Origin of the sequence: Aquimarina sp. AD10 (assembly GCF_003443715.1) — a bacterium.
In the GTDB taxonomy this organism is placed as follows: Bacteria; Bacteroidota; Bacteroidia; order Flavobacteriales; family Flavobacteriaceae; genus Aquimarina; species Aquimarina aggregata.
Window position 1 is genome coordinate 2357180 of sequence record NZ_CP031965.1, and the last position, 21317, is coordinate 2378496.

The window sequence follows — 21317 nt, forward strand, 5'->3', positions numbered from 1 at the left end:
GATTGTTTTTTAATGGTTTATTTATTTTTTACAATACTATGACGAATCAATTTAAAATATTTGGACATCTATTCAAAAAATAAATAATTCTACAGATAACAACTTACGTAAATTGAGATAAATATCGATCTCTTATTATTTGTATATGGTGTAATTCATGCCCTACTATATGATAGCCCAATGCTCTTACACTTGTATTATTTTCGTTAGCTCTGCCAATTCTTAATAACGCTCGTTCAGAAAACCCTTTAAACAAAGTAATTGTTGCTTTTCTTACTGCTACGTATTCTTCAATTATACTATTTAATGATCTTAAGTGAGCGTCAGAATGCTTGGCATACTCTGTTTCTTCAAATCCAGGAAAACAAGTTTTATCGTTTCTTGCAAAACACAATGCTCTGTACGCATAAATGCGTTCATCATCGATAATATGCACTAACACCTCCTTTAATGTCCATTTATCAGGCCTATACTTAACATCTAAAGACTCCTTGCGCAATTCAGAAATAAACTTCTTTGTAGACTCTAAATTATCTTCAAATTGTCGTATTAGTGTTCCATCTCTTTTTACATAATTCATATACATTTCTGCATATGATGGGTATTCAGTGCTATCAGGAAATGTAATAAGATTATTCATTAGGCATTCATTTATCGATATTGTTCTAAGATTTTGGCATCTACCCAATAAATATCTTTTTTGCTAGTATAGAAAAAATATTTTCCATCTTTAGTCACAAATGGGCATAATTCATGACCTGAAGTATTAATTGGTTCTCCCATATTCTTAGACTTTGTCCAACTTCCATCATCGTTTTTAAAACTGATATATAAATCTCCTCTTCCCAGGCCTTCCTTTCGTGTAGCGCAAAAAATAACATAAGATTCATCTGATGCAACAAATACATCTGCTTCATATGCTTTTGTATTTATTGCTTCTGGTAATTTTGATGGTTTTTGAAATAAACCATCTTCATTTTTAGAGGCATAAATGTCAAAATCACCATTATTATCTTTTGCTGCCTCTTTATTAGAACTAAAATACATTGTTCCTTGTTGCGTAAATGATATATAATACTCATTAAAATTTGTATTTATATTTTTTCCTGCATTTTTAGGTTTTGACCAACCTTCAGGATTTTTTGTTGAATACCAAATATCATAGTCCTTACCATCTCCTACACCGCTTAAGGGCATATTAGATATATAGTATAACCTGTTTTCATCAGGAGTCAGAAATGGATCATTAAATCCATAATTCTCATGAACAATTATCGTTTTTGGGGTTATCCACGAGTCCCCATCTAATTTGGTATATCGAATTTCTGATTTACCATTAATATCGACTCCATAAAAAAATTCAGTACCATCTTTTGAAAATACTGAACCAAATTCGTACTCCTTTTGCTTAGATATAATATCAGGTGCAAAAATTTCTGGAGTCGTTGAAGGTGCTTTTTGATTTAACATACACAAGAGATTCTTGAGCGTTGTTTTTTATAGTAAAGGCCATAAATAACAAGAAAACAAATACTAATTTCATTTTGATTTTTTTTATTGATGAATGATAACAACCTAAAGTAGCAAAACATTTTGATCATATTCATAAAAAAAACTTAATCCTTAGGTCATCAGAATAGCACAAACTATTTTTTTTCTAAAAAGAGGTAGGGTATTTTTTACCTAAAGCGTTATATAAGAAAATTGCCCATAACTTATCTATTAACGTAAATGGTAAAGGGGGAATATCTTTATAAGATTTCTCCCTTTTTTTGATCTGTCAATAAAATTGACACAATACACGGTGGGAGTCTTGGTTAATCCTGGTGTATTTGCGCAGCTTCCCACCCTATCATTGCTGTTTTCCGAACACTGCCCCAATGATATTGCCCAAGGTTTCCTGTAGCCTGTATTACCCGATGACATGGAATCAAAAAAGCAATTGGGTTGTTACCTATGGCCGTTCCTACTGCTCTAGATGCTTTTGGTTTATCAATATATTTCGCAATACCGCCATATGTAATTAATCCACCTTGTGGTATTTTAAGTAGTGCATTCCATACTTTTAGCTGAAAATCTGTTCCTTTAAGATGTAGTTTGATTTGCTCTAATTTACTCCAATCATTTGTAAAAAGTGATAGTGCATTTTGTTGAAAGTGATCAATAACTGATTTAAAACTAGCATTAGGAAAATTTAATTTAAGTTCTTCAAATGCTTGTTCTTGATTATCCACAAAGGACATATAACAAACTCCTTTTGATGTTGATGCTACTAAGATTTCGCCAAATAAACTATGAGCATAACTATATTTAATCTCTAGGTTTTGGGCTCCTTTTTTATATTCTCCTGGAGTCATTCCTTCGATTTTTATAAAAAGATCATGAAGTCTACCTGTACCAGATAATCCTGTTTTATAAGCTACATCAAACAACGTAGCTTCTTGATCTTTAAGTATTTCTTTTGCATATTCTACACTAGTAAATTGTAGAAATTTTTTTGGGCTTAATCCTACCCAATCCTTAAAAAGTCTTTGGAAATAAAACGGGCTAACGTGTACTTTTTCTGCTATATCTTCAAGATTGGGTTGATCTTTAAAGTTCTGTTTGATATACATTATTGCCTCTGCAATACGATCATACTGCACATTATGTTGCTTAACCATCTTTATATACTTTTAAAACAACATAAAAGTATTATTTACAAAATAGTTATAAAACCCAAAACTTGCTGAATATTGCTTTTTTTGGTTGGACATGTGTAATTTCAGAAAGGCTATATCAAATACTTATACTCTTATTACATTTTAGATTAGTTAATCTAACTAATCCATAATAAAACTAACTCCTCCTGAAAACAAACTCGCTTTAAGCCCTGTATTACGCTCATATTGTCTAAATCGAAAATCTATATTTTTCAATCCAAATTTCCAAATATGAAACTTTGCAAAAATATCTGTATAACTTATTCCAAAACCATATTGATTAGCATTAAAATCGGATAAATCATAATCGGATGTATACAACTGTTGTGTCGATAAATGCTGATTAAAAGGTGCAAAATAATCTGCGGCTGTTTGCGTATAAAAACGATAACTCGGGTACAATGTAAACTTATCCGTAATTTTTATAGGTACTTCTATATTTGCGGTATGAGAATTAATACCCCAATCATCTGTATAATACCTATAAAATGTACGTATAGCAACAATCTCATTTAGATAATAATGTAATCGCCCTCCTGCTGCAATCTTAAATCGAGTATCTGGTAACCTTTCCACATCATCACCTAATGTAAACTGTTGAACTACTCTATCTACAACATCTGCAAATTGTACACGCTGAAATGGTGTTGATAATAATCCATCTTGTCGAATCACATCAACAGATAAAGAACCTTGTAATTTTTTTGACAATATTTGTGAAAAACCAAGTCCTAAGGAGTATGAATTTCGAGACTCATCATCAAATGGAATAAAGTTATTATCATCTCGTAATTCTGTTGGATAAATAGCATTCCATGTATCTAAAAATACATTTGCTTTTACACTAAATTCGGTGTTTTTTTCATTAAACAACATAGTATAACTACCTCCAAAACCAATAGAAAAATAATCGTATTCATTTGCAACGGCTGCATTTGCAGACCATATCTTATTGCGATCATCACTACTATGGCTATAATTGACACTTACAGTAGTTAGCACATCATTTCTAGAAGCTCCAGAAGAAGCTATAAAAGGGCTAGCATCTACATTTGGGTCTCCATCAAAAGGATCCACATTACTCGAAGATGCAGACGTATAAGCAGATACACTTGCATCAATAGTTAATACATCATCATCATTTAAAGGAATCGATACCACTACTGTTGGAGTAAAATCTGTAAGCTCTTCTGTACCTCTTCCTCCGGTTACTGCAGCATTATCACCATCTTGAGTGTAATAACTTGTTAGAAAATCTATTTCTGTTGACTCTAATACTCTTTTTTTATACGCCTCTGAGGTGTTTTTATCTTTTTCTTGTGCTACTGTAAAAATAGATATTAACAGTAAGACTAATGTGAATCGTTTTTTCAAAAGTGCTTTTCTTATTTAAGTTTAGCTATACCTTGTTATTTTCAAAGAGTTATTTTAGTTACACCCGCAACCACCACCAGTTTTACCACCATTAGCTCCTGCTGCTGCCTCTCTATACGCTTGAAAATTAGTTTCGAAACGATCGATTTTCTTCAAGGATAGTTCCATATCAGGATCGTTAAGTGCAACTTTCTCATATTCCTTTACGGCCACGCACGAGGTCGAAGAAAGTAACAGAATAAAAATTATAATCAGCTTATTCATGTATTTTGTTTTATTTATAATGTCGAATGACATAAAACAGTCCATCATTAGTTCTAAAAAAACGCCATTCCTTACACGATATGAAAAGGGATTTACTGTTATTATGTAGTATTTTAATAAATCTATACTTTAAAAACTATATAAACAAATGTCTAGTACAATGATTACTATATAGATTTATATAGAAAACTATAATTCTATTACTAAAGATTAATTGAAGTAGTTAAGAATGTGATTACCAAGAGAGAAATTATAGTAATCATTCTTTGAATACTGAAAAAGATATTGTCTGGTTTAAAGTTTAGGACATCTTTTACAGTTGGACTTACCTTTCTTTTTATACTTTTTACAGCATTTCTTTTTCTTACCACCACAAGCAATTTCACAATTTAAAACTGCACATGGAGAATATAATGATGGGGTTTCTAAACTTTGCACTATTTATTAATTTTTATTAAATCTAAATAAAGCGCAAAAATAACAAAAAAAGATTCCTATAAAAGGAATCTCTATTTTTTCTTTATCAACTTATTAACAACTACTTAGCTGAGTCTTCTATTTGAAAAGTATTAATATCTCTATCGAATAAGTAATGACCCGATTTATCGTCTCCTATGATCTTTAATTTATCTAATAATGTGCGTGCAGTTGCCTCTTCTTCTAACTGTTCAGCAACATACCATTGCATAAAATTATGAACATTATAATCTTTATGTTGAAGACATTCATAAATTATATTGTTAATGCGGGCCGTAACAAATTCCTCGCTATCTAAAAAGGTTTCAAAAAGCTCCATTAACGTTTTAAAATCATCTCTTGGCTTATCTATTGCAGGTATAACCGCTATTCCGCTTCGTTCGTTAATAAACTTTACTAACTTGGTCATATGCACACGTTCTTCTTCAGATTGCGTGTAAAAGAAATCTGCTACACCATTGTATCCATTTACATCTGCCCAACAGGCCATAGAAAGATATTGTGCAGAAGCTTTTGCTTCATATGTTATTTGTTCATTTAATAATTTTTCAATTTCTGGTATCATATATAATTAACTTCAATTATTTGTGTATAACTAAAGTAAGCATTTTCTAGCGTTTTAAATATTGAGTATGTAGGTTTTGCGTAATTTAAAATCAGACTATATAACCGTAATTTGTTTAATTACTACTCACGCCAAATTAGTTTTAACCTGAATGAAAAGTGATTAAGAAAAAGTAAGGTATTTATTTCTGAATATATTTTTATGCAGCTTTCTCAAAAGCGATATAATTAACAAGTTTTCCTTTCTTATCTCGAACAGGATACCCTTTAATCAAACACTTGTATGTAGTATTATCTTTTCTATAGTTAAGAATTGAAACTTCAAAAGGTTTTTCATTATTAATAGCATCTCTTACTTTTGCAGATGTTACAGAACATGTATTGGTACCTTGAAACATTTTCGGAGAATTTCCTATTACCTCTTTAGGATCATAGCCATTCATCTTTTTCATGTTTTTAGAAGCATAAACTATCTCAAGACTAGGACTTGTGACCACGATCACAGATTGCTTATCAATAAGTTCGTTTTGATAATCGGCCTCAAACATCCAATTTTTAGTAAGTTTATTAAGAGCACTTAGATCATCTTTAAAATTCTCTAGACTTGCATGATGCTCACCATAAAACTCCCATGATAATAATGGCAACATATGATTAGACATTTTTTCATAATATCCCGACATCATCTCGTCATACCCTCTTAACTCTTTCATAAGTGTGATTTTGCTCAAAAGTATATAATTAAAACGCGATTCATGATTGAACAAAAGTTAATTCTTTGATTAAACAAAGGTTAAATTTTGCCTTTTACCATTTAAATTGTAGGGTAGTATACCATGATATCGGTGCCGAAGGTATAATCCCTGGGCCAGGATAACCAGTTGCCCTTTGGGTAAAATAACTTTCATCTAAAAGGTTATTAACTCCTGTTTCTAGTTTAAATCTTTTATAGGTGTACGACAATGAAACATCTACTATTGAATATGCAGGAATTTTACCCAAAGTACCTTCTTCTCTACTACCCACAGGTGCTCTATCGGCATTAGTAACTTCAGTGAATTGTTCTGACAAACGTGTGAATTGAACATTTCCTAGAAAATTTTTATAACCAAATCCGATTCCTGTTTTTAAATTAATTAATGGGATAAACTCAACTTTATTACCTACTATTTGTTCTTCTGATCTTGTATATTCAGAATCTGTTACTGCTAGGTTAACAAAAGTATTCAATACGTAATTGGTGTTCTCGGGAAAAAATGTATTCCCGATATTCCAATTTACATAACTTTCTAAACCATAAATTACAGCATCTCCTATATTTCCTCGAACTCTTTCTGCTCTATCATTAAAAACCTCACCTATCCTATCGTCATACCACAATCCAAAAAGGCTTGTATCATACGTTAATACATTATTAATTTTTCCTCTTATTCCAAAATCTGCAGTAAACCCTTCTTCATCGGATATATCAGGACGAATCACAAAAGTTGGATTTACAATTCTTATATCATTGAATGTAACTGATCTATAATTTTGAGATACATTAATATAAGATTCGATGGTATTGTTTATTTTATAACTAGAACCTATACCTAGTAACACAAAAGATCTTTCAAAAGTCTCATCATCTCTTTCATTTGTATTACTTATTGGGTTTCCTGCATTATCAAATACTACATTATTAAAAACACCATCGGTTTCTGTCTTTATATATTCAAATCTAATCCCTGGGGTTATTGAAAGTTTATCTGTTATATTAAAGATATTCTCTCCAAACACTGCTACATTAAGATTAGGAAAATCAAAAGTAGATTGATTTGGATAATCAGGAAAGCTTTCTGTTTGTAGGTTAAAATCTGCATCAGTCCCAGTACTACCCGGCCCTTGTATTGCTCCGTTGTTGGCCTTATAAAATTTAGAGCCAATTAAAAAGACTGATTCTTTACCTATTAAATTATAACGACTTAGCAATCTTGCTTCTGCTCCCCAGTTTTTAAAATTTCCAATAATAAGATCTCGGGGATTTACAAAATTACCATTAACATCAACTTCATCAACAGCTGTAATTGCATTTGAATTTAGGTTAGTGGCTACTCCTCTAAATCCAAGAGCTCTTCTTGAGGCATCCAATCCAAAAAGATTTAAACTAAAATCAGTTTTTTCAGAAAATTCATGCTCTAATTTTAATGAAAATAATTTCCAATCTACCTCAAACCAGTTTCTAGTTCGGTTACTAAAATCCGGATCTGTATCAAATTGTGTATCAGTAAGCCCTCCCGGTTGTTTGGCTAAATAGTCTAAATATGTAAATTCTCCTGTTAGTTTGGTTCTGTCAGAAATCTGATATCCCAAATGCACATAGTAATTTTTAGAGTCAAAATCTGAATTTGGTCTAAAACCATCTCCTGATTTATAATTAAAATAAGTGTAATAACTAAACTTACCAATTGTTCCACCTAAACTATTAAAACTAGTAAACAAATTAAATGACCCTAGGGTTTGTCGTGATACTAATTCGATCTTTTTATTTGGATTGGGTTGTTTCATCTTAAAGTTAATTAACCCCCCAAATTGAGTACCATATTGTAAAGATGCCGCCCCTCTGACTACTTGTATCTCACTTAAGGCTTCTGCTGGCGGAGTATAATAGCTTTCTGGGTATCCTAAAACATCTGCACTAATATCATATCCATTTTGACGTGTATTAAAGTTTGCAGTACGATTTGGGTCTAAACCTCTACCGCCTATGTTTAATTGCAATCCACCAACACTATTTTCATAGATATTCAATCCTGCAACTTGAGCATAAATCTGTCTTGCATTATTTGAGGCTAAATTACCTAAGGTATTCTCTAACAGGACGACTTCACTTTTTTTACCGGCATAAATAGCAGTTCCCTCTACTGGTTTTAACTGCTTTAAGCCATAGATACGATTTCTTCGCTGCTTAATCACTACTTCAGAAAGTGCTTCTCCAAGAGGAGCTAAGACAAAATTCTTTGATGTATTGCCTTCTATTTTTATCTGTTGTTCTAAAATCTCAAAATCAAAGCTAAAAATTGTTATTAAATAATCTCCTGATTCTAAATCATTAAATTCAAACTGTCCTTTGGTATTGGTAATCGTTTGCTCTCCTGTATTACGATTATATACCTCTGCGTTAGTAATCGGCTTATCATTTTGATCTACTACTATTCCTGTAAACTGATATTGCCCAAAAGCAGAAGTAGCAAGTAACACTACTACTACAAAAATCTTATAATCCCTTAATCTCATCTTTAAATGGAATAATCCATGTTTTATGTTTAAATGTCTCTTTTTGTTTTCCTAAATCCGTTTCTGGATCAATATATTGACTGCTCAACCTACCATTAAGTGCCACGTAACTCTCTACAAACACTTGTACATTTTGATGTCCCCTATTTTCAAAATGTTTTTTAAGGTAATGTGCATATTGTAAAATAAAATCAGGTTGTGTTGCCATTTGTTTTTCTTGAAAAGCGGTAAGAAAATCATTATTATCTACATAAAACCTTTTCCCCGTTTTACTATCAACAATCTTAAAATTAGCATACCCTGCTTTTTCCATTAGCATTACTCTCCAGGAAAATCTGTATCCTTCTTCTGTCCAAAATAACTCTCCCGGATATAATAAATATCTAAACGGCAAAAGTAATTGAATTGTAAAAAGTACAGTAATAATACCAATGAGAATTTTATCTTTTTTAGGCTTAAACGTTAGTATTCGATTTGTATCAAATTGCGTTTGATTTATCTTCAATACCTTGGAAATTATTGCTAAAATTTTATAATGAACTTTTGAATCAAAAAATATTAATGTACTAATGATCATGATATAAGGAAACATACCTATCGGAAACAAAATTCTTGTTAACACATGAAAAACCACTACCATAATGAATGCAAAATTTCTAGTTTTTCTGAACAATAATAAAAATGGTATGGTAAGATCATATATCGCCCCTGTATAACTAAATAGATAATGAACCCATTCTTGTTGCATCAAGTCACCTAAAACAGGTAAATCATAATTTGAAGGAAGCCAAATTTTAAGAGGCATAGCTTTGACCAACCAATCCGAATTAAGTTTTGCTAAACCTGCATAGAAATATACAATTCCTAGTAGTAATTTAACACTATCAATTGTCCAGACAGGGATATACTTAAAGGATTTCCTTTTTCTTGCATCTAAGGCATAATAGGCATTAGCAGGTAAAAAGATCATCAAAAAACTTAGTACACTTATAAAATAATAATGATTAAGATAAGTTGTCTTATCCATCAACTCGATATACGTAAAACTAAGAAAGAAAATAATTATACTTATTCTGTACTTAAAACCTAAAGCAACCATAAGTGCCGAAATAGCGCATATTATGAAGATTAAATATGTATAAATACCCAAAGGTCGTATCCATTCAAATCCATAATACGAAAAGAAAAACTTAGGTTTTATATACAACGTTTCTATCCACCCATAGCTCCAAAAACGCACAATACTTAATAACATCATTATTCCAAAAAAAATACGAAAGACTGCAAGTGGTGCAGTCTCTGTATTCTTTTTAAAATATTGCGAAAGGTTAAAATTCATCTATACTTTTATAACCATTTAATCTCCGTCGGCGTCGATAAAGGTGATTCTTACAGACATTGCCTGAACCATATCTACCTTTAAAAGCACTACATTTTTTTGGAGCTCATCATACGTTTGAGTCATTAAACTATTATTTGTTCGAACTTGAGCAGAAAAATCATCACTCAAACCTGTTCCTGTACTTCTTGCCGATTCAAACTGATTATTAATAAGTGTGCTTAAATCTTCTCCTTCTTTTATTGTATTCAGAAAATCGAGATATGTTTTAAAACTTTCTCCCGAAGTATTTTTACCAAAATGCTTACCATTAAAAAGGTCTTGCATCGCTGTAAGATTGGCATTAAATAAAGTTTTGGAAACATCACCTTTATAAAAAGCTTCAACCCTATCTTCTAGTACTGACCCCGAAAATACTCCTGCTGGGATTCCTATTTTACCAGCTCTTAAATGTTTCTCATAGTGAAAAACATAGTCATTTACCAACTTATCTAATGAGCTAGTAGCAGAAGAGCCATTGCTACTTACAAATGTATCTCTATAACCACTAGTCCAATCTGTTAAAACTTGTGTCGTAAGATCATTCATTCGGTCTACTACATCTGTCAAGTATTTCTTGTAAGCATCTGCATTCGTATTACTAACATAAAATGCTATAATTTCGGTGTTAGAATCAGACAATCCATTAAGTAAATAATCTAGTGCCCCAAATCCTTGCTCATTATCCTTAGAAACAGCATTAAGGTCGTAAGTACCGGATGTTATATTTGCTTCTATTTCACTTGCACTAACAGGAAAGACATTCATAAAATTTCTAAAAGAAAGCTCTTCTGCTTTTCCTATTTCAAATACACTTACAGATTGCCAAGAAATATAAGAATTTAACCAAGCTGTCCTTATACTCTGTAAATTTGATTCATTAGGGATTGCAACAAAAGTCGAAGCTGCTGTTTTTAATACTTCTATATCATTTGCTAAATTTTGATATGCTGGTATTGCTATATTGTCAGCAATATTTTCTAACAATGCCTGTCTATTAAAAGTATCTGTACTTGCGCCTGTTTCGTTATCATCTCCAGATGAACAACTTACTGCAAAAAATATGACAGTAGTGATTAAAAACAATATCTTCTTCATCTTATTTTTATTTATTCTTAATAAATTTTTGCAAATGTAAAAAAGAGAAAAGAATCATTTACGATTTCTTTCTCTTTTTTTTAAAAATTTTATATAATAAAATCTTAATTTGTACTTCCTGCTTCGGCTACAGTAAAACTGAATTTAGCAGCAATAGTTTCTGAAATAGATTGTAATGTCGCTGGAGTTACATCCCATAACCCATTGGTTCCGCTCATTAATTGATCTATAAAGCCTTGTACTTCTGTTCTTGTAAAGTAAGGAGCCGCACTATCTGATCTTCTTGTAAACTGAAGACTATAGATAAACCCGTATCCTTCAGAAAGATCATGAAAAGCACTTGCATAATCAATAGTCGATGCTTCTAGAGCGTTCTTCCCTTGTTGTAAGTAGTATACCGCTCTAATTGCAATTACTTTAGATAATTCTTCTCGAATTATAGCAGCTTGTTCATCTCTAACATCATATTTTTTAGCTACAATTGCCGCTCTACCTAATTTAAATGCTTTGTATATTTTTTCTGCGATACCTTTAAAATCAGCATCTCCTTCTACTCTACCGATATACTTATTTAAAAAGCTATCATCATCTCCAATTGTCGGATTTGGATTAGCCGTATCTACAGATGCTCCATATAAATAACCATAGGCTTCATCCCATTTATGCTCCATAGTTGTATAGTTCTTACCATCTGCTACAACTTCATTATCATTATTTGCTCTATTTTCTGCTTCATCTAAAACAAGCTTCCCTAAGTAGTTATTTAATGCTTGATCAGCCATCAGGGCTCCTATTAAACCTTTAGCAAAAGCTTGATTTAACTCTAAACCTTTTGCGTTAACGTATCTTTTAGATCCTCCTCCTGCTTCTTGAAGTTCACCAGCAACACCGGCTGATGCAGGGGCAGACCAATTAGGAAATACATCATCTACCTGGCTTTTTATCCAACCATCAAAATCCATTTTAACTGCAGCTGATTCAGTTGCATTAGTGAAGAAAAAATCTCTTGAAGCGGCGGTTTTACTTCTAACACTTTTATCTGATGCATTTAAATCAGTATCTTCAAAGTCAGCAACACCTTCTTTATGATCAAACATTGCATCTAAAACTGCTTCTGCATTTATTTGCGTATTATCTTTTAGCTTACTAATAATTACTTCGGCCATTGCGATACGGGTAGTTTGCCCGCTAAAACTAACTGTGCTTTCGCCATTACGATCAAAAACATATGTAGCCGGCTCGCTAATCTGATCAACAGGCGGATTACTATCATCGTCTGATGAACATGAAATTATGGCAAAGGTTCCTAGTAAGTATGTTGCTTTTAAAAGACTATTAATTTTCATTACTTTTTATTTAGACTTATTATTGATAATATGCGTGCAAATATATTCATCAAATTATAATTGACAAACTTTATTTGTAATAAATCTAAATAAACTTAACTAAATTAACATTAAGATAATCTTGACTACCTTAATTTGCAGTATATTTTGTTCTTAATTCTTTTACCCAACTTAATAATAATTCTTTTTGTTGCGCATCTAAGTTACCATGAAGCCAAGTGTACGAAGCCAATGGCATTTCTCCTTCATCAACTTCTTCTATTAACTCTTCTAGCTTATGGTCTCTTTTCTTTATAGAATAACTCTCCCAATCAGATACGTTAAAATGCTCTGTTCCTTCTTCAATATGATCATCCAACCAATAAGACACAGGAGCAATCTCTGCATACCAAGGGTATTTAGTTTGGTTACTATGACAATCATAACAATTATTTCTTAATATAGTTTTAAGCTCCTCGCTAGGCTTAGTATCCGCTTCAAAAAAGGCAACAGATTCATATCCTGATTCATTTTTGTCTGGTCTAATAAATTGCATGATAACCAACACAATTAATGCGGATATTGCTATAATTTTAGTAATTTTTTTCATGTTGAAGAATAATTTGTTTAGTGATATTGAGAAAATATTTTAGTTGCCTCGTTATATGAAGATTCAAAACTTAACGGTCTTACATTGCTGTCTGCTTTAACAGTTGTAAAATAAGAGACCATACGCTCTGTTGGCATATTACCGGTTAATTCATCTTTTGCCATTGGGCATCCTCCAAATCCTTGGATAGCTCCATCAAACCTTCTACAACCTGCTTTATACGCCGCATCTACTTTTTCAAACCAAGAGGTAGGCGTAGTATGCAGATGTGCTCCAAATTCAATTTCGGGATATTTTGAAATGAGATTAGCAAACAAATAATCTATTATCTCTGGTGTTGATGATCCAACCGTATCAGATAAAGAAAGAATTTTTACTCCCATTTTACTTAACCTTTCTGTCCACTCTCCTACAATCTCTACATCCCAAGGATCACCATAAGGATTACCAAACCCCATAGAAAGATAAGCTACAACTTTTTTATTTGCCTTATCGGCGATATTAAGAATCTCTTGCAATGTTTCTACAGATTGCGCTATCGTTTTATGAGTATTACGCATTTGAAAATTTTCTGAAATTGAAAAAGGGTATCCTAAATAATCTATTTCAGGATGCTGTGCAGCATCATTAGCACCTCTAACATTAGCAATAATCGCTAATAATTTACTAACTGTATCAGACAGATCTAATTGTCCCAATACTGCCGCAGTATCAACCATCTGTGGGATAGCTTTGGGTGAAACAAAACTTCCAAAATCTATGGTATCAAAACCACAACGAAGTAAAGATTGAATATACTGCACCTTTTTTTCTGTAGGAATAAATTCTTTTATGCCCTGCATAGCATCTCTCGGACATTCAATTATTTTTATTTTTTCGGTCATTTTAGCACTACAAACTAGAAGAAATTCAATTTTGACTATAAAAGTATGATTATTTTTTAAAATTTCAGAAAATAGCTATACTTCTTGATTAAATAAGAAGATAATGCGTTAATAAGCCCTCATTAAAAGTGTTTTTAAAATCATTCCAAAATATATGGTAGATAAACATCAACTCTAGACCCTTTATTATCGGTATCCTCAAGAACCTCAAACCTTGCATTAACTTTAAAAGACCTTGAATATATTTTAAATCTATCTTTTAAGATGGAACCTGATAGTGATTCATATCCAGAGTTTTTATCCTTAATTTCTTGGCCTTTAGTATAACCAATCCCATTATCTATGATACTACTTTTTATTAGCTTTTTATTATCATCCATAATGAATTTTAATATTATTTTACCATTTGTGATAGCAGCAATACCATGTTCAATAGCATTTTCTACAAATGGTTGTATAAACATTGGAGGCACCAAAATATTCTGAACATTCAACTCTGGGTCAATTTCTACTACATGATTAAATTTTTGAGAAAAATTAGATTGCAGCTCTAAATAATCCTTCACCGTCTGTATTTCTTCTTCTAAAGAAACAAACTCTTCTCTAGAGTTTTCTAATATGGATCGTAATAGATTACTCAATTTTAAAGTATACGGTATTACATTTTTAGATTCGTTTGAGGTTAAGGAAACAATTGTACCCAATGAATTGAACAAAAAGTGTGGATTAAGCTGTGAACGAAGTAAACGTTGTTCTAAAATTGTAGTTTTATATTTACTTTTTAATTTATTTTGCCTGAACAATACAACGCCTAATATTAGAAATGAAAGAAACAATCCGATAATGACCCAATTGATGATATTCCTTTGTTTAATAATAGTTTTTTGTTGTGTGGTTATTTTTTCTAGCTTAGAGATAGAAGCATCTTTTTCTTTTAATTCAAATTCAGAAGCATATAGTTGCAGTTGCTTAGCTATACTTTTTTCATGATATGTTATTAGATATTCATTCAGTTCGCTTAGGATAGATGTGCTTTTTTCGTGTGCTCCTTGTTTAAAATACACCTTATTCAAAAAATCACAAACTCTTATATACAAATTCCTTTCATCTCTAGTATAATTATATTTTTTTCTCAGAGAATCTCGAACCCTGTTCAATACGGTTTCAGACTCATTAAGGTTATCTTGATAAAAAAGCATATAACCATAACTAGTTAGTGGGCTTAATTTAGACTTACTAGACAACAAATCAGAATTGATCAATTCTTTATCTAAAAAAATTTTATTTGCTTTTGAAAAATTATTATATGCCGAATCTTTTTGATTTTGGTACAAAGCAATATCGCCCAGAGCATCCAGTGCTCTAACTTGATTTATAAAAAAAACGTCTTTATCATAATTATCATTATCAAGTAATATGGTATCCTTATACATTCTTAAAGCTTCGTTAAAATGCACTTTTGCAGAATCATACTTCTTTTTGTGTTTATACAAATAACCAATATCTAACCTATTATTAATTACCTCAAATCTATAATTAGCCCATATTGAATCTCTAAAAGCTTCTTTTCTTGCTCTCAATGCCAGGTCTATATCTCCTAAATCTATATGGATATAAGATATTCTTTCTAAAATATAAAATCGCCATGATTTTTTGTCGGGTGATTCTGGATACTGAGATGTGAGTTCTAACCCTCTATAAAGCGTCTGTAAAGCGGTAAGTGGTCTTGTTGCAAAATACTCTCGTAAACCTTTAATGTAATATGCTTTATGCGCTATACCATCTGCTCCCGGATGCCCCTGTTCTAATGATTCATACGCTTTAATAGCTTTATGAGCATTTGACAATGCAGAATCATTTTCAAGCTTAAATAAATGTACATAGCTTTTAAAGGTATAATACTTTGTCCATCCCTTAAGAGATTTATCCTTGTTCAGACTATATTTAATCTTACTAATGTATGGTCGATTAGTTTTGGCAAAAGAAATAGTATCAATAGTATGTTGAGAAAGTATTTCCTGGGAATAAGAATCAAAACTTGTAAGTATCAAAACTAAAATAAAAAAAAGTTGTTTCAATGTTGTATTATTTGTGTGGTAGATATAAATTTAGTGCTCGAATTTACATTTATTTTTATGATTAATGTTGTTATTATTGAAAATGATAAAGATGCATCAAATTACCTCTCTAAACTTCTAAAAAAAAATGTCTTAGAATTAAATATTGTAGGTTCGGCAACAACTGTTAAAGAAGGTATTTCTCTTATTTCTTCTTCTTCTCCAGAATTGGTTTTTCTAGATATACATTTAGATGATGGCATAGGCTTTGAAATTCTTGATGCTGTACATTCTAAAGGCTTTGAGGTTATCTTTATTACCGCATATGATAGTTATTATGAAAAAGCTATGGAGCATTTTGCTTTTAACTATTTGTTAAAACCAATTGACCCTATACTTCTTGAAAAAGTAATCAGCAGATATATACAAGTTAAGTCTAGACATAGTAATCAAAGTAAATACGTTCACTTTCAAGAATTTATACGAGAGCAGAACTCAAAAATTCTTATACAAAGTGGTCAATACCATAAATCCGTATATCTAGAAGAAATAATTTTATGTAAGGCTGAAGGTAACTATACAACCATAGTCTTAAAAGACAAAAAAGAAATCTTAGCAAACAATATCTTGAAGCATTATGACAAATTACTGTCTAGTCGTGGTTTTTTTAGAGTAAATCGCTCTTGTCTCATAAACACCTCTCATATTGATTCTATTTTTAGGAAAGAAACGATTATTTTGACCAATGGAGATAAAATTCAAGTTGCTTTTAGAAATAGGGAGCAATTGTCTTATCTCTTAGAAACACTTAAATAATATCTCTATACGCTTATCTTAAAATTCTTTCCACCTATTTATTCTTTAATTTATTTCCCAGAATTCACTCTAATTTTGAATAGCATCTTACCATTGATAGTAAGGTCATGATAGACATAATTGTGAATGTCTTTAAAGGATCACAAACAATCTAATTTTCAATATATATATATTATGTTAAAAGGCATTTTAAACTTAGAAGGAACAAAAGAATTAAAAAGAAAAGAATTGACAACTCTTAAAGGAGGAATTATTGCTTATGACGGAGGCCCATGCAACCCTTTAACTGCAGAATATTACCCTCATTGCAAAGAAGATGAAAGCGAAGACGATAAAGCTTAAAAGAAATCTTTCTTATTAGAAAAAAAATAGACTCTCTTAAAATTAAGACAGTCTATTTTTTATTTTTCAGAAAGAAGAATAAAAATTGCAATTCCAATAAATACTATAATCTGAAGCCATTTTAAAACAACCCCAATCTTCGCACTTTTTTTTAAGTATTCTGATATAGCTCCTGACATGACTGCAATACTTCCAAAAATTAAAAATGAAACCAGTATAAAAAGGAAACCTAGTATATAAAATTGTAAAACATTACTTAAAGATTCACTAAATAGAAAACCAGGAAAAAATGCTAAAAAGAAAATAGAGACTTTAGGATTTAATACATTCATCACAAATCCTTGTCGAAACAGTTGCCCTAAAGTTTTTTTTGGTATACCTGTTTCTGATAAATTTACCGAAGCATCACTCCTAAATACTTTATAAGCTAAAAAGAATAAATACAATGCTCCAAACAACTTAATTATAAAAAATAACGTGTCACTCTGTTTAATCAGTATTGAAACCCCAAAAGCAACTAATGTTGTATGAATCAAGCATCCTGACATTAATCCAGCAACAGTAGCCAATCCGTATTTCTTTCCGTTAATAACACTTTGCATTAATACAAATATATTATCCGGTCCGGGTGATATGGATAAGATAGCTGTTGTAATCATAAAGGTATACAAAACATCATAATCCATACGGTTACTTTGATCTTAACAACGCTTTATTAATATCTTTAATCAATTTGGGCCCTTCATAAATAAAGCCGGTATACAATTGAATTAAGCTAGCACCAGCTTCTAATTTTTCAAGAGCATCTTTTGCACTATGTATTCCGCCGACACCTATAATCGGAAAAGCGTTATTACTTTTTTGTGATAAGAAACGAATTACTTCTGTTGATCTAGATGTTAATGGCTTACCACTTAAACCTCCTTTTTCGTTTACTAAATCACGATTTGACCTTAATCCCTCTCTAGAAATCGTAGTATTCGTGGCAATGATTCCTGCTATCTTAGTATCCTTAACAATAGCTATAATATCTAATAACTGCTCATCTGTTAAGTCTGGAGCTATTTTTAACAAAATTGGTTTTTGTGATACTTTTTCTTGATTTTTAGATTGCAACGTATTCAAGAGCATCGTAAGCGGTTCTTTGTCCTGCAGCTCCCTTAAATTAGGAGTGTTTGGCGAACTGACGTTCACTACGAAATAATCAACATAATCAAAAAGAGCATCAAAGCAAATTTTATAATCTTCTACGGCATTCTCATTTGGGGTAACTTTGTTCTTTCCTATATTACCTCCGATCAAGACTCCTTTATTATTCTTTAATCGAACTACTGCATCCTCTACCCCACCGTTATTAAAACCCATTCGATTAATAATACCACTATCATCTTTTAATCTAAATAGTCTTTTTTTTGGATTACCATCTTGAGATTTAGGCGTCAAAGTACCTATTTCGATAAAACCAAAACCAAAATTATGCAGCTCATTAAACAGCTTGGCATCTTTATCGAAACCGGCAGCAAGCCCAACAGGATTCTTAAACTTTAATCCAAACACTTCTCTTTCGAGTCTTGGATCTTCAACAACATACATCCCTCTAAATACCGAAGACATTAAAGGTATTTTAGATAAAAACCGTATCATTCTAAATGTAAAATGATGAATCTTCTCTGGATCATATTTAAATAAAATAGGGCGTAAAAAATACGTATACATTAAGCTTGATTTTGTTTGCGCAAAAATAAGTGATAAGAGGTTCTAATAAAAATGTATTTTTGAATGCTGAAGATATATAAAACTCTTATCTATTATGATCTCAAAACAACACATCATCAATCGCTTTATAAGTTATGTTACCATTGATACAGAAAGTGATCCTGAAAGTAACACTACTCCCAGTTCAGAAAAACAATGGGATTTGGCCAATAAATTAGCAAAAGAATTAAAGGACATAGGTCTTGAAGAGGTTACCATTGATGAAAATGCTTATATAATGGCTACACTCCCATCTAACATAGATCAAGAAGTACCTACAATTGGTTTTATATCGCATTTTGACACAAGTCCGGATTTTACGGGAGCAAACGTAAAACCGCAGATCATAGAAAATTATGACGGTAAAGATATCATGCTAAATGCTGCTGAAAATATTGTTCTTTCTCCAGATTATTTTGAAGACTTAAAGCTATATAAAGGGCAGACGCTAATTACTACAGACGGCACAACACTTTTAGGTGCCGATGATAAAGCAGGAATTACTGAAATAGTTAGTGCTATGGAGTACCTTGTACAACATCCTGAAATTAAGCATGGTAAAATTCGTGTTGGTTTTACGCCCGATGAAGAAATAGGTCGTGGAGCTCATAAGTTTGATGTTTCAAAATTTGGAGCTGATTGGGCGTACACTATGGATGGTAGTGAAATTGGCGAGCTAGAATATGAAAATTTTAATGCTGCGGGAGCAGTAGTTACTGTAAAAGGAAAAATTGTACATCCTGGATATGCCAAAGGGAAAATGATCAATAGTATGTATATTGCTCAGGAATTCATCAATTCTTTACCAAGATTAGAGACACCAGAACACACTTCTGGTCGAGAAGGTTTTTTCCATTTACATACTATTAAAGGAGATGTCGAAGAGACTCAGTTACACTATATTATTAGGGATCACGACAAAGAACATTTTGAAGCTAGAAAAGAAGTAATGAAAAAATTGGCTTCAGAAATCAATGCTCAACGTCAACAAGAAGTTATAGAGGTAACCATAAAAGATCAATATTATAATATGCGCGAAAAGGTAGAACCTGTAATGCATATAGTTGATATTGCCGAAGAAGCTATGAAGGCCCTTAATATCAAACCGATTATTAAACCTATTCGAGGTGGAACAGACGGTTCGCAATTAAGTTTTATGGGCTTACCATGTCCAAATATTTTTGCTGGAGGTCATAATTTTCATGGGCGTTATGAGTATGTCCCCGTAGAAAGCATGATCAGTGCTGCTAAAGTTATTATTAAGATTGCACAGCTTATTCCAACTAAAAAGTTCTAGACTAGTTTTAAAACATGAATTGATCTTGTTAAAAAACAAACTATATCATTCCCTATCTAATTATTTATATTTTGATCATAATTTAGATAATTAGGTAGGGTCTTTTCATTTTGATTTGTTTTAGAAATATGACTCGCAAAAAAAGCGTTTTTTAAAAGCACCTAAAACAATTTTATAATGAAAAAAATTTTTACAGTAATTGCAACTCTTATCTTTTCTTTATCATATGCGCAGGAAGAAAACATAGTAAGAAACGAGAATAAACATGAATTTAGATTAGATGCCCTAGAAATATTAGCAATACCTAACCTAGAAATTAATTACGAATATATATTAAACAAGTACTCTGGTGCTGGTATAGCCGCTAGTGTTAGTCTAGATAATGATTATAAAGAATACCAAGCGTATAGCATTTCCCCTTATTACAGACAGTATTTCTTAAATAAAAAAGACTTTGGTGCTCGAGGGATGTTTGTAGAAGGGCTTTTACGTTTTGCAGGTGGAGAAGTAGAAACGAACGATTTCAATTCTCCAACACCAGTGAACAATACTACCAATGAAGGAAATTGGTTTGATATTGGAGTAGGATTAGTCGTCGGTCAAAAATGGGTAAGTGACAATGGTTTCGTATTTGAAGTAAGTCTTGGAGGAGGTCGTTATCTTCTTGATGAAAGCAACAATGAAGGTTTTTTTAGAGGTGGCGTATTAATTGGATATCGCTTTTTCTAAAAAAGAATTTAATATAAAATAAAAGCGCGATATTAAAATTAATATCGCGCTTTTTTATGATGTGCAAATTCTTACTTCTTTTCTGCAGGTGGTGCATTTAATTTCTGACTCATTTCTAAAGAAATGGCAGATTTATCAAATGTTAACTTACCTGAACCTGTTTCAATAACAACTGCATTATTTTTTTCGCTAAAGTCAAAAACTTTTCCGTGCAGACCACTTTTAGTAACAACGCGATCTCCTTTTTTAAGCTCTTCAGCAAATTTCTTTTCCTTTTTGGCCTTTTGCATTTGTGGTCGTATCATAAAAAAATACATCACTACAAATATTAAAAGTATAAAAGGTAACTGTCCTCCGAATCCTTCCATA

At 31.6% G+C, this 21317-nt stretch carries 21 protein-coding genes; 4 read left to right on the plus strand and 17 right to left on the minus strand.

Going from position 1 to position 21317, the window contains the following annotated elements; translation table 11 throughout:
• Positions 1–103 precede the first annotated feature (103 nt).
• From D1816_RS09685 to D1816_RS09750, 14 genes are all read right to left on the minus strand, one after another.
• The gene (locus D1816_RS09685; protein WP_066319225.1) at positions 104–640 is read right to left on the minus strand and encodes a DinB family protein; all 537 of its coding nucleotides are present in this window, start codon (positions 638–640) and stop codon (positions 104–106) included.
• Positions 641–651: 11 nt separating this feature from the next.
• Positions 652–1470 (minus strand): PD40 domain-containing protein, encoded by an 819-nt coding sequence (locus D1816_RS09690; RefSeq protein ID WP_118502554.1) that lies wholly within the window; start codon positions 1468–1470, stop codon positions 652–654.
• A 347-nt stretch (positions 1471–1817) separates the two neighbouring features.
• Positions 1818–2663, minus strand: a complete 846-nt coding sequence (locus tag D1816_RS09695) for a methylated-DNA--[protein]-cysteine S-methyltransferase (protein ID WP_118502556.1) — start codon at positions 2661–2663, stop codon at positions 1818–1820.
• Positions 2664–2822: 159 nt separating this feature from the next.
• On the minus strand, positions 2823–4076 hold the full coding sequence (locus D1816_RS09700) for a DUF3570 domain-containing protein (RefSeq protein WP_118502558.1): 1254 nt from the start codon (positions 4074–4076) through the stop codon (positions 2823–2825).
• A 54-nt stretch (positions 4077–4130) separates the two neighbouring features.
• Positions 4131–4340, minus strand: coding sequence for a DUF4266 domain-containing protein (locus D1816_RS09705; RefSeq protein ID WP_066319211.1), 210 nt, complete (start codon positions 4338–4340; stop codon positions 4131–4133).
• A 538-nt stretch (positions 4341–4878) separates the two neighbouring features.
• Entirely contained in the window at positions 4879–5382 is a 504-nt protein-coding gene (locus tag D1816_RS09710) for a ferritin (protein WP_066319209.1), read from the minus strand.
• 199 nt (positions 5383–5581) lie between these two features.
• On the minus strand, positions 5582–6094 hold the full coding sequence (locus tag D1816_RS09715; protein WP_118502560.1) for a PAS domain-containing protein: 513 nt from the start codon (positions 6092–6094) through the stop codon (positions 5582–5584).
• Positions 6095–6188: 94 nt separating this feature from the next.
• The gene (locus D1816_RS09720) at positions 6189–8657 is read right to left on the minus strand and encodes a TonB-dependent receptor domain-containing protein (protein ID WP_066319205.1); all 2469 of its coding nucleotides are present in this window, start codon (positions 8655–8657) and stop codon (positions 6189–6191) included.
• The gene (locus tag D1816_RS09725; protein WP_118502562.1) at positions 8638–9996 is read right to left on the minus strand and encodes an HTTM domain-containing protein; all 1359 of its coding nucleotides are present in this window, start codon (positions 9994–9996) and stop codon (positions 8638–8640) included. The genes D1816_RS09720 and D1816_RS09725 overlap by 20 nt, the downstream gene beginning before the upstream one ends.
• Before the next feature lie 18 nt (positions 9997–10014).
• Positions 10015–11133, minus strand: coding sequence for an imelysin family protein (locus tag D1816_RS09730; protein WP_118502564.1), 1119 nt, complete (start codon positions 11131–11133; stop codon positions 10015–10017).
• A gap of 104 nt (positions 11134–11237) precedes the next feature.
• Entirely contained in the window at positions 11238–12479 is a 1242-nt protein-coding gene (locus D1816_RS09735; protein WP_066319190.1) for a DUF4856 domain-containing protein, read from the minus strand.
• A gap of 130 nt (positions 12480–12609) precedes the next feature.
• The gene (locus tag D1816_RS09740) at positions 12610–13068 is read right to left on the minus strand and encodes a heme-binding domain-containing protein (RefSeq protein ID WP_066319189.1); all 459 of its coding nucleotides are present in this window, start codon (positions 13066–13068) and stop codon (positions 12610–12612) included.
• Between the two features lie 17 nt (positions 13069–13085).
• Positions 13086–13952, minus strand: a complete 867-nt coding sequence (locus D1816_RS09745) for a hydroxymethylglutaryl-CoA lyase (protein ID WP_118502566.1) — start codon at positions 13950–13952, stop codon at positions 13086–13088.
• A gap of 140 nt (positions 13953–14092) precedes the next feature.
• Positions 14093–16030, minus strand: a complete 1938-nt coding sequence (locus tag D1816_RS09750) for a histidine kinase (RefSeq protein ID WP_118502568.1) — start codon at positions 16028–16030, stop codon at positions 14093–14095.
• Positions 16031–16087: 57 nt separating this feature from the next.
• Here D1816_RS09750 and D1816_RS09755 point away from each other — a divergent pair, with 57 nt between their 5' ends.
• Positions 16088–16825: a LytTR family DNA-binding domain-containing protein gene (locus D1816_RS09755; RefSeq protein ID WP_118502570.1), complete on the plus strand. Its 738-nt coding sequence runs from the start codon at positions 16088–16090 to the stop codon at positions 16823–16825.
• Positions 16826–16999: 174 nt separating this feature from the next.
• Complete coding sequence (locus tag D1816_RS09760) at positions 17000–17167, plus strand: hypothetical protein (RefSeq protein ID WP_158597706.1); 168 nt, start codon at positions 17000–17002, stop codon at positions 17165–17167.
• Positions 17168–17226: 59 nt separating this feature from the next.
• Here the strand turns inward: D1816_RS09760 and D1816_RS09765 are convergent, their stop codons facing one another.
• The gene (locus D1816_RS09765) at positions 17227–17853 is read right to left on the minus strand and encodes a LysE family translocator (protein WP_118502574.1); all 627 of its coding nucleotides are present in this window, start codon (positions 17851–17853) and stop codon (positions 17227–17229) included.
• A gap of 4 nt (positions 17854–17857) precedes the next feature.
• Positions 17858–18883, minus strand: a complete 1026-nt coding sequence (locus D1816_RS09770; RefSeq protein ID WP_118502576.1) for a quinone-dependent dihydroorotate dehydrogenase — start codon at positions 18881–18883, stop codon at positions 17858–17860.
• Between the two features lie 94 nt (positions 18884–18977).
• Between D1816_RS09770 and pepT the strand changes: the two genes are divergently transcribed.
• Together pepT and D1816_RS09780 are read left to right on the plus strand one after the other, a co-directional pair.
• The gene (gene pepT / locus D1816_RS09775) at positions 18978–20219 is read left to right on the plus strand and encodes a peptidase T (RefSeq protein ID WP_118502578.1); all 1242 of its coding nucleotides are present in this window, start codon (positions 18978–18980) and stop codon (positions 20217–20219) included.
• A gap of 177 nt (positions 20220–20396) precedes the next feature.
• Entirely contained in the window at positions 20397–20948 is a 552-nt protein-coding gene (locus tag D1816_RS09780) for a hypothetical protein (protein ID WP_118502580.1), read from the plus strand.
• A gap of 71 nt (positions 20949–21019) precedes the next feature.
• On the opposite strand, the gene yajC is transcribed toward D1816_RS09780, so the two are convergent.
• Positions 21020–21316 (minus strand): preprotein translocase subunit YajC, encoded by a 297-nt coding sequence (yajC, locus tag D1816_RS09785; RefSeq protein WP_066319169.1) that lies wholly within the window; start codon positions 21314–21316, stop codon positions 21020–21022.
• Position 21317 lies beyond the last annotated feature (1 nt).